6 protein-coding genes and 1 pseudogene are annotated in these 10,210 nt (G+C 45.2%); 6 read left to right on the forward strand and 1 reads right to left on the reverse strand.

Annotated elements, in window-relative coordinates; genetic code table 11:
• Positions 1-58 precede the first annotated feature (58 nt).
• From QUB70_RS09855 to QUB70_RS09865, 3 genes and pseudogenes are all read left to right on the forward strand, one after another.
• The gene (locus QUB70_RS09855; protein WP_332979975.1) at positions 59-1,159 is read left to right on the forward strand and encodes an RNA-guided endonuclease InsQ/TnpB family protein; all 1,101 of its coding nucleotides are present in this window, start codon (positions 59-61) and stop codon (positions 1,157-1,159) included.
• 296 nt (positions 1,160-1,455) lie between these two features.
• A complete protein-coding gene (locus QUB70_RS09860; protein WP_332979977.1) occupies positions 1,456-2,055 on the forward strand; it encodes an IS607 family transposase in 600 nt (199 codons plus the stop codon).
• A pseudogene (locus tag QUB70_RS09865) lies at positions 2,046-3,339 on the forward strand (RNA-guided endonuclease InsQ/TnpB family protein). The gene QUB70_RS09860 and the pseudogene QUB70_RS09865 overlap by 10 nt, the downstream one beginning before the upstream one ends.
• A gap of 218 nt (positions 3,340-3,557) precedes the next feature.
• Here QUB70_RS09865 and QUB70_RS09870 read toward each other — a convergent pair.
• A complete protein-coding gene (locus tag QUB70_RS09870; RefSeq protein ID WP_332979979.1) occupies positions 3,558-4,103 on the reverse strand; it encodes a LeuD/DmdB family oxidoreductase small subunit in 546 nt (181 codons plus the stop codon).
• A 180-nt stretch (positions 4,104-4,283) separates the two neighbouring features.
• Between QUB70_RS09870 and QUB70_RS09875 the strand changes: the two genes are divergently transcribed.
• The 3 genes from QUB70_RS09875 (at position 4,284) to QUB70_RS09885 (ending at position 10,132) form a co-directional block, all read left to right on the forward strand.
• Entirely contained in the window at positions 4,284-5,159 is an 876-nt protein-coding gene (locus QUB70_RS09875) for a hypothetical protein (RefSeq protein ID WP_332979980.1), read from the forward strand.
• Between the two features lie 654 nt (positions 5,160-5,813).
• Positions 5,814-7,913 (forward strand): GAF domain-containing sensor histidine kinase, encoded by a 2,100-nt coding sequence (locus QUB70_RS09880; RefSeq protein ID WP_332979982.1) that lies wholly within the window; start codon positions 5,814-5,816, stop codon positions 7,911-7,913.
• Positions 7,914-8,452: 539 nt separating this feature from the next.
• Positions 8,453-10,132 carry an ABC1 kinase family protein gene (locus tag QUB70_RS09885; protein ID WP_332979983.1) on the forward strand — a complete coding sequence of 560 codons (1,680 nt, stop codon included), beginning with the start codon at positions 8,453-8,455 and terminating at the stop codon, positions 10,130-10,132.
• Positions 10,133-10,210 lie beyond the last annotated feature (78 nt).

Raw genomic sequence — 10,210 nt, forward strand, 5'->3', positions numbered from 1 at the left:
CTTAAGTGCCAAATAGTTCGCTAAAAATATCCATAGTTAATCGTTGAGGAGAAGTTTTGTGTTTGCCGTCAAGCGAGCGCTCAAATTGAATAAGCGGGAAGCGACTTTGATGGCAAAACACGCAGGATTTCGGCGGGTAGTGTTTAACATGGGGTTGAGCTTGCGGACTCAAATGTATGGCCAGGGACAATTCACAGACTCAAAGGTACTTAACGAAGTCAAAAAAATTCTCACCAACTACGTCAAGAAACAGCCTGAATTCGCTTGGATGAATCAATTATCTAGTCGAGTTTATCAAAATGCTTTGATTGACTTGAAAGATGCTTTTAGTAGATATCGCTCTGGAAAGGCAGGTCATCCAAAATTTGCTAGTCGCCGAGACGGTCAATCTTTCACAGTCGATTCGTCTAACGGCAAAGTTTTGCTAAACGCTGGCAAAACCATCAAGCTCCCTACCTTGGGAACTTTTCGACTCTACGAAGCCCTAGAATGCGGTTATGTGTCTCAAACTTTTACGATTTCCAAAGAAGGAAGTCGTTGGTTTGTTTCCTTTTGCGTTGATGCCGAACGTTTGTCAGTTAAACAATCTGAAAGCTCTGTAGGAATCGATGTAGGTATTAATTCTTTTGCCACCCTGTCAAACCAACAGGTCTTTGATGCGCCGAAGCCGTTAAAACAAGCGAAAACCAAGCTTGCTACCTTACAGCGCCAAGCATCTAAACAGCTAAAAGGCTCTAAGAATCAGCGCAAAACTTACAATAAAATTAGCCGAATCCATGCAAGAATAGCTCGTATTCGCTTAGACTTCCTTCACAAGCTAACAACTTATTTAGCCCAAACCTTTAAGCTAATTAAGATTGAAAACTTGAACGTTCAAGGAATGATGGCGAATCACAAGTTAGCCGGGGCAATATCGGATCTAGGGTTTTACGAATTAAAACGCCAACTTGATTATAAGTGCAAAATGTATGGGGCAAATTTAGTGTTGGTAGACCAATGGTTCCCCAGCACTAAAACTTGTTCTAATTGTGGCACTAAAAAAGATATGCCACTAAGCATTCGGACTTTTGACTGTCCTGCTTGTGGCACATCTTTAGAGCGTGATTTCAACGCCAGCATCAACATTTTAAACTGGGAACCCTCGGCTGGAGGGGGATAGCCTACTTATCTTGGGATTAGCCGTCTACCCAACAGCGTAGGAAGTAAACTCCGAATTGTGTCTAAAGATGGCTTTAGGTAAGTTTAGATAAGTTTTACAAAGCAGGAAGCCCAAGACTCCCCCATTTGGGACGAACGCCAATTCGATGCCCATGACTACGCTTTACTTTGCTCTTACACCCATCCAGACGCACCAGGGACGGAACTTGACCTAGTAACGGACTGGTATTGTAAAACTTCATTAACTTAATAAGCATTTATAAGCAATCGTGGTAATATGTAGTCAGGAGGTCAAAAATGAAACTACCTGACTACGCCAAAGCGATAGGCATAAGTTACACAACTGCATGGCGGTGGTGGAAAGCAAACAAGCTACCACATCCGGCACGGCAAACAGAAAGCGGTTTAATCATAGTTGATTATTTGCCACCAGTATCATCGGCCCAAATCAAGAAAAACCGAGTTGCCATTTATAGCCGAGTCTCGTCTTCTGAAAACAAAGACAATCTCAATCGTCAATCAGAACAACTCACTGAATACGCAATTGCTAACGGCTATCAAATTGTTAGAAATGTCAAAGAGATAGGCAGTGGATTAAACGATAACAGAAAACAGTTAGAAGCACTGTTACAGCAAAATGACTACGACATTTTACTGGTCGAACACAAAGATAGATTAGCTCGCTTTGGTACAAATTACCTAAGCGTATTGCTTTTTCGGTTAGGAATTAAACTAGAAATAGTCAATCTAGCGGAGAACGGGAAAGATGAACTAATGCAAGATTTAGTGGCAATAGTTACAAGTTTTGCTCCTCGACTTTACGGGCAGCCCCGTGCGAGTCGGAAAACAGAAAAAATAATCGCCGAACTGAAAGATGGAGGTTCTGAATGCAACTAACAGAACGACACATTATCAAATCCACGGAACATCGTTTCGCTCAAATTGACTCCCTAGCCTTTAAATCCAAAAATCTCTATAATGCCGCCAATTACGTCATTCGTCAGAGCTTTATTTACGGATGGGGTTATGTCAACTACAACGAAATGAACCGAGTGATGAAGTCTCATGAAGCATACAAGGCAATGCCTGCTAAAGTTAGTCAGCAAATCTTGATAATCTTAGACAAGAATTGGCAATCATTTTTTGAAGCCGTTAAAGCTTACAAAGCCGACTCTTCTAAATTTACGGGTCGCCCGAAACTGCCGAAATACAAAGACAAAGTTAAAGGACGAAATCTTCTCATCTACACAATTCAAGCAATTAGTAGCAAACAGTTGAAGAAAGGAATCATTAAACTTTCTGGCACTGAAATTTCACTTAAAACCCGACTCAATCCCAACCAGATTTGTCAAGTTAGACTGGTTCCGAAATGCGATTCCTATGTAATTGAGGTAATTTACGATGAACCGGAGTCCACCATCAGCAATGCCAACTCTGTAGCTAGTATTGATTTAGGGCTGGACAATTTAGTGGCGCTAACTTCAAATAAACCGGAATTTATACCTTTGTTGATTAACGGGCGACCACTAAAATCGATTAACCAGTTCTACAATAAACGCAAATCCAGATTACAATCTCAGTTAAAAGGGAATCGTCAAACTTCACCCAGAATTCAGCGATTAACTCGCTGTCGCAATCAGAAAGTTGATAATTACTTGCATCATGCTAGTCGTGTGATTGTTGACCATTTGGTAGTAAACCAAATTGGAACGCTGGTCATTGGCAAAAATGCACAGTGGAAAACCGATATCAATCTAGGTAAACAAACCAACCAAAATTTTGTCACCATTCCTCATTCTCGATTAATTGAGATGTTAGAATACAAAGCTCGGCTGGTAGGAATCACGGTAATTGTACAGGAGGAATCCTACACATCCAGAGCGAACTTTGTGGGTTTAGACCCAATTCCTGTTTATGGAAAAACCGAAAAAGAGCCTGTGTTCACTGGAAAACGGATCTCACGAGGATTGTACAAAACATCGACGGGTCGGTTAATTAATTCTGATGTGAATGCTTCGTACAACATTCTCTCAAAAGCAATCCCAAATGCGTTCAGCGATGGGATAGGGAGCTGCGTAGTTGGGCCAATGCGGGTTGATCCGCTCAAAGTAAAACAGAAAGGGGAGGGCTGACGCCTCCCATGTCGTTGCAATAAATGACTATAGTTTTACCAACTATTAAGGTACTCTACTATTTCAAACACTCGATCCTCGCCCTATAACGAAAGTAGTAGAGTACCGTAGAAGTCAATAGAAATGAGCCACTTGCGTAATTTGTTTACTTGTCAGGCACTACTAACTTTCAAAATTAAAGTAGGCCCACATCAATACAAACAAAATCAAGAAACCCGGTTTTTGTAGGCAATCTCCCGCAGTTGCCTTCGGGTTTCTTTGCAGTCTTTACTTAGCAGCAATCATTCCCGTTTGGCGCGCGTAGTCAAACAACCCTCCGGCATCTATTACCGGGCCTACTTCTCCTAAAGGTTTGAGCGAGAAAGTTCGATCGAGAGTGTGGTTGACAATTACCTCTGCCGCAAAGTCGATCGTCACTTCTTGACCGGTTACAAACAAGTCGCACAGCCGATCGACTGATTCGATCGGGTACAATTCACCAGTAGCCGAGCAATTGCGAAAGAAAATCCGCGCGTAAGACAAAGCTACCACTGCTGTGACGCCGGCGGCCCCCAGAGCGATCGGAGCGTGCTCCCGCGAAGAACCGCAGCCAAAATTTTCGCCCGCAATGATAATCGGATACCGGGTTTTCTGTTCGCCGGATTCGATAAACTTACCGTAGCGATCGGGCAACCCAATCATCGCGTAACTGCCTAGTTTCTCGTACTCGTCCGGCTTTGAGGGAACCAAGGTTAGGTATTCGGCTGGGATAATTTGATCTGTATCGATGTTGTCGTCTACAACAAAAATTTGACCGCTAATTACTTTACCCATAGTTTATTTCCTGTTGGCCTCGCTCGATGCTGTGGTGATAAATTTAAGTGGGATCGGATATGCAAGATTTGCACCTGTTCATTTTAACCTGGCAGTGTCAGTGATAACCTGTATGAGTAAAAATTAGATCCGAGACTTTCGGTTAACAATTAACAGCTTGCTAAGCGTCAAGATAGTTTTATGACCAATCCAATAGATGACATTGCTCGACAAGCTCGCCAAGGCTCGGTCGCAGCGATTATTCAAATCCTTAACGACAAACTGGCACAGGTAAGTGTCAGAGCCAGAGCCGTGTTTGCAGAGGGTGTGCTGCAACTGCTGTGCGAAGCTGCAACACCCCAACTGCTCGAACAGTCTAGCTTGGTCGATCGCGTCCGAGAAATTTTGGAGGGCATTTCGCCCCACAATATTCGCCGAGTTAACATCAACACCCGGCTTGTCCGAGAACATCAACTGCTGTGGCTCGAAGAAATTAGTCGCGATTCGGAGAATCAACTGCTGTGGTCTCAAGAAATTAAACTCAGAAAGCCGAATTTGTTCAAGCGTTTGGCCGCCGCCCATCACGAACGCCAAGCTCTCTCCGGCAAGCGGGCTTTGCCGAGAATCGCTATACCTCGATCGATGCAGCAACCGCAGCAATTTCAGCGCGGTATCGTCGGCGGCGTCAGCTTGACCGTGCTGTTGCTCGCCGCAGCGGTCGCCATATACAAAGGACTCAATTCCCAAGTCGCAAACAGCACACAAGCCACCACCCGAGCAGTTGCCACTGCCGCTCCCTCGGAGGCAAAACCTGCTTTGAAAATTTCTCAGGAGACTGCTAATTCTGCTGTTGACTCTTTTGCACAAGCAGTGCGAATGGCCTCGCAAGCAGCCACCGACGGCAAAACCGCTCAATCTCGCCAGGATTGGTTAGTCGTAGCTGCTAAGTGGCAGCAAGCTTCGGATTTGATGGCCGCCGTGCCCTCCAAGCATCCCCGCTACACAACGGCTCTGAACCGGACGGCACTTTACCGCGAAAATAGCGATAAAGCCCAACAGGAAGCACAAAATAAGTAAGTAGGAAAGTCGGATCAATTTAACAATCTGGGGTTGAAGGGCGTCTCCTGGAGTTGTAATAAATGAGTTTTTGAGCAAAAACTTGGAAACTCTCACATCTGTTATGAGTGAGAAATTTTGAATTTTGAATTTTTGCGATCGCCGTCACTCGATCGGCGGACTTGTATCACAATAAAAATTTGTTAGGATCACAAACTTAAATAGGAAACATCACAGAGTGAGGAGAAGGGTGTCACTAAGCGGTCTCTAGAAAAGCTTCATAATATAATAACGGTCAAAATTAGCGGGAATGGGATTGAGCCTCATCCGGTAAAGGATGGTAAAGTTCGTCCCGCACAGATCGAAGGGTAAAAAACAGGAAAATAGCACTCGGTCAGATATCGGTATATTTTCACTACATATTTAGTGACCCGCCTACGGACTGCCAAACACAGAAAGCAGGCTCATAACAGTCAAGCGGGCAGTTATGAATAGGTTCTATATTTGCAGTGCGAGTCGGCTCAAACATCATTAACATAAAGGCTTGGCTGCCACGATCGATCGCCGGGAAATCAAGACTTTAGTTCGAGCCACCGATCGCCAAGAGAGTATTGCACTTTGCATTTACCGCAAATCCCAGAACCAGTATCAGTCCAAAACTTTTTGGATCGTCTCATGCAGTACCAGGCCGATCCTGCCCTTATCGGGCGACAAATTTACCAAATTCTCGCGACCAGCTTCGATCGAGAAATCCTGCTGCAAATAGCAAATACTTTGGGGGTTGCTTGTCAGGCTGATTTCTGTTTTATTGCTGCTGTAGCTGACGAGAAAATAGTAAATCCGAATGCTTGCTGGCAAAATAGGAGCGACGGCCCCAATGCTGTCGGTGCTGGCGCAGATTCAACTCAAACACCAGAACACTCCCAAACCACAAGATTAAAATCGCCTAGCATATCACTCGAACATCCCGTCTTGGCAAACGTGCTAGCAGACGGCGAGATAGTGGCGATATCCGATTATCTGGAGAGTCCGGCAGCTTCAGAGTCCAATTCCCCCGTGACACCGCTGCGGTGTCGGGCAATTTTGGCACGAGCTGCGCGATTTGGAGGGGCTGTAAATGGCATAATGATTGTCGGTAAGTCGCAACCTCACGAGTGGACGGGGGCCGATCGGCAGCGCCTAGAAGCAGCATCGGACGCGATCGGCATCGCGATTTCTCAGATTCAAAAAAATCAAGAAATTGCCACTTTAAACGAACAGTTACAGCGACAAGCTAAATACAAAAATCTCCTCGGCTCAGTTTCCGCATTGACCCAGACCACTTCTGAAGTTGAGCGAATATTGCAGCAAGTTATTGAAAATACCGTCGATACTCTGGAAGTAGATAGAGGTCAAATCCTGCTCTTGAAATATACAGACCCTCTATGTAAAACTCGATCCCCCAGTCAAACGCCCAAAGCAAAAGTCGAATTAGTTTGCGAATCCGTTCTGAAAAAAAATGCAAACAAACAGGAAATAGCACAAAGCGGTGCCGGAAAAAAAAGCTCGACATCCAAAACAAAAAACAAGGAGAAAACTGCTAATTCCCCATCCAAAATTCCCAACTCAAAATCAAATAACTCTCCCGCTTTTTGGCTGTCGGAATCTAGTTTGTTCGACAAAGCATTCCACAGCGCACCCAAACCCCTCGTCCTCGCTGCCTCCGTCGAATCGATCGGCAACGAACAAGAAAGCGTCGCAGGAATCTTGAAACTCCAAGGCGTTCGCGCCGGAGTGCTGGTTCCCCTCACGGGCGATCGCTGCCAGGAAACCGTCTTGGGGTTCTTGATTTTGCAGCACTCCGAGCCGCGCGCTTGGAGTCCTGAAGAATTGGAAGTTCTGGAATTAGTTTGCGCTCAAGCAAGCAGGGCGATTATCCAAAATCAGACGCTCAAGGAAGCGCAAACCCTAGCCGAAGACAGAACGGCTCAGTTGCAGCAAAGCCTCGACGTGCAGGGGAAACTGTACGAACAATCTGCCAATCAACTAGAGCAACTGCGCAAATTGAAGTTGATTAAAGACGAGTTTCTCAGCACTCTGAGTCACGAGTTGCGCACCCCTTTAACAATCATGAAGCTGGCGATTCTGATGCTCAAACAAGCTGAACAGCCGTCAGCGAGTCGGGTTAAGTATCTCGACATTCTAGAGCAGCAGTGTTCTAAGGAAACCGCTCTGGTTAACGATTTGCTCGCCCTCAAGCAGTTTGAGCTTCAGCAAGTCCCTATTTCTCTAATCAAAATCGATTTCAAGCGTTTAATTCAAGATTTAGCTGGGGATTTTGAGAAACAGTGGGCGGATAAGGAATTGACTCTGAAGGTGGATTTGCCCAAGTTTGCCCGCTTGGAAACCGACCCGGACAGTCTCAAGCGGGTGCTGCTGGAACTGCTGACGAATGCTGGCAAATACTCGGCTTCTGGAACTGCGGTAGTTTTCGAGGCGTCTGAGATGCCCGGCTGTATTGTCCTGAGCGTTTCTAATTTCGGGCCCGGCATTTCTGCTGCTGATTTGCCCCACATCTTTGACAAGTTCCGCCGCGGCACTGGCATTACTGACCAAGCTATCGCCGGTACGGGTTTGGGTCTGGCGCTGGTAAAGTGTTTAGTACAGCACTTGAATGGTACTATTGATGTGTCTAGCACTCCGGTAGAAAGTTCTGAAGCTGACGAGTTGTGGCGCACATCTTTTACTCTGACTCTGCCGCAATCTCCAGCGGAACTGTGTAATTTAGGAGAATAGTTGGGTTGAGAAGTGGCTCTTAATTGGCAGCGCACGGCGAAACTAGAAGACTTGCCTTTATAGGGAGATTTGGAAATGTGGCAAACGCTACCAAATTCTCCTTTTTGACTTGTTTTTCTGGTTGCGGGCCTAAATTGCCGGCTCTTCCTAGAACTTACAGCAGATTCTACGTTTATGAAGTACATCCGCCTATCGTTCGATTCCCGTAGGGACACGGCGAAAGCCTTTGTCCCTACACTCCATAAATCTGGAATATGCTGTATATGATGTCCGGTTATTTGCCCGTAATTAGCGCGTGTTTGTAGTGAGGACTTTAGTCCTCTATTTATAAATTAATAAGGACTTGCATTCCTTACTGCGAACTTAATTATGGTTGTATAACTGGATCGGCTTATTGGGCAGTCTTGACCAAAGAAACCGAGTTTTTTAACTCTTTCAAAGGCCTGCAACGCTTCTTTTTGTACATCGAAGCCGATTTCTGCGTCCAGGAATGTCCCCTAAAAATTGTCGCGCTGCATGGAACTCTCAGAGTGAATATTATGCTAACAAAAGCTGCACCGAAACTCCTGCGTTGGCAACGTTCTAAATATTCGCCGCTGGCACGACAAATAGACGTTTTTGCTGCGGCGGGAAAGTTTATGTTTTTTTTGTGGTGGGACGGACTGCTGCAAAATAATTCTCCTCATACTAGAAGAATTCGCGCTCATTGGTTGGTTAACACTTTGCTGAATTTAGGCCCGACTTTTATTAAAATCGGGCAGTCTCTTTCGACTCGGGCGGATTTGCTGCCGCTGGAGTATGTGAAGGAGTTGGAACAGTTACAAGACCGGGTTCCTGAGTTTAGTTCCGAAGAGGCGATCGCTCTTGTAGAATCAGAGTTAGGCAAGGATATTTATGCTTTGTACCGCGATTTTGACCCGTTGCCGATCGCGGCTGCGAGTCTGGGACAGGTACACAAAGCGAGGCTGCACACCGGGGAAGATGTGATTGTAAAGGTGCAGCGTCCGGGTTTGGAAAGTTTATTTGATTTGGATGTGAAGGCGGTTCGCCAAGTGATGCGTTTTTGCGATCGCTATTTGCCTGGGACGCGCAAGTACGACCTGGCATCTATTTATCACGAGTTTTTTAAGATTTTATATCAAGAAATTGACTACGTGCAAGAAGGTAAAAATTCCGATCGCTTTAGCCATAATTTTCTAGAATATCCTCAGATTGTTGTCCCGAAAGTCTACTGGCAATACACTACTAAAAAAGTGCTGACTCTAGAATACGCACCAGGAATTAAGGTGGACGACCGCATTAGTTTAGAGGCGATTGGAGTAGATATTGCGAAGCTCAATCAACTCGGAATTTGCTGTTATTTGAAACAGTTGTTAATTGACGGTTTTTTTCAAGCTGACCCGCATCCGGGAAATTTGGCTGTGAAAGAAGATGGCAGCTTGATTTTTTACGATTTTGGGATGATGGCTGAGGTGAAGTCTCTGGCTAAAGACCAAATGGTCAAGACTTTTTTTGCTGTATTGAGAAAGGATACTGACGAGGTACTCAATACTTTAATTACTATGGGCTTAGTTGAGCCGATGCCGGATATGATGCCGGTGCGCAGGCTGATTGCTTTTTTGTTGGATAAGTTTATTGATAAGCCGATCGACTTTCAAGCTTTTAATGAAATTAAGAACGAACTTTATATCATGTTCGAGCAGCAACCGTTTCGGTTGCCAGCAGAAATGATGTTTATTGTCAAGTCGGTGACCACTCTCGACGGCATTGCTAGAACTCTCGACCCAAACTACAATTTTATAGCATCCGCTCAGCCTTTTGTCAAGAGTATTGCGGTGAGCAAAGGGCGGGGAAATGCGATCGGAGAATTGGCAAGGCAAGCGCGAAGTTTTATTACATATAAGTTACGGCAGCCGAGCAAATCGCAAGTTTTTCTCAAGCGTTTGGAGCAGCGAATTGAAGAGGGCGAACTGCAAATTAGAGTGCGAAATATCGAGAGCGAAAGAGCCTTGAAACGCATTAATCTAGCTCTGAAAACTATAATTTTTGCTTGTCTGACTGGTTTTGTGTTTCTGTCTGGTGCAGTGCTGCTGGTGGGCGGATATCAAACGGGGGCGATCGCAGCTTTTGCTGTTTCGGGATTCGGCGGCTTGTTTCTGTTGCGCTCGCTGTTAGATTTGTTGGTTAGGGAAAAGCTCGATCGAATGGTCGATCGATAAATAGGGCTTGCCGAAAAAGCCTAAAACCTGGACAGAGAAAGACTTTGACTGGTTTGAACGCTCCGCGTGTGCAAGCTT

Origin of the sequence: Microcoleus sp. A003_D6, assembly GCF_036702825.1 — a bacterium.
Classification (GTDB): domain Bacteria; phylum Cyanobacteriota; class Cyanobacteriia; order Cyanobacteriales; family Microcoleaceae; genus Microcoleus.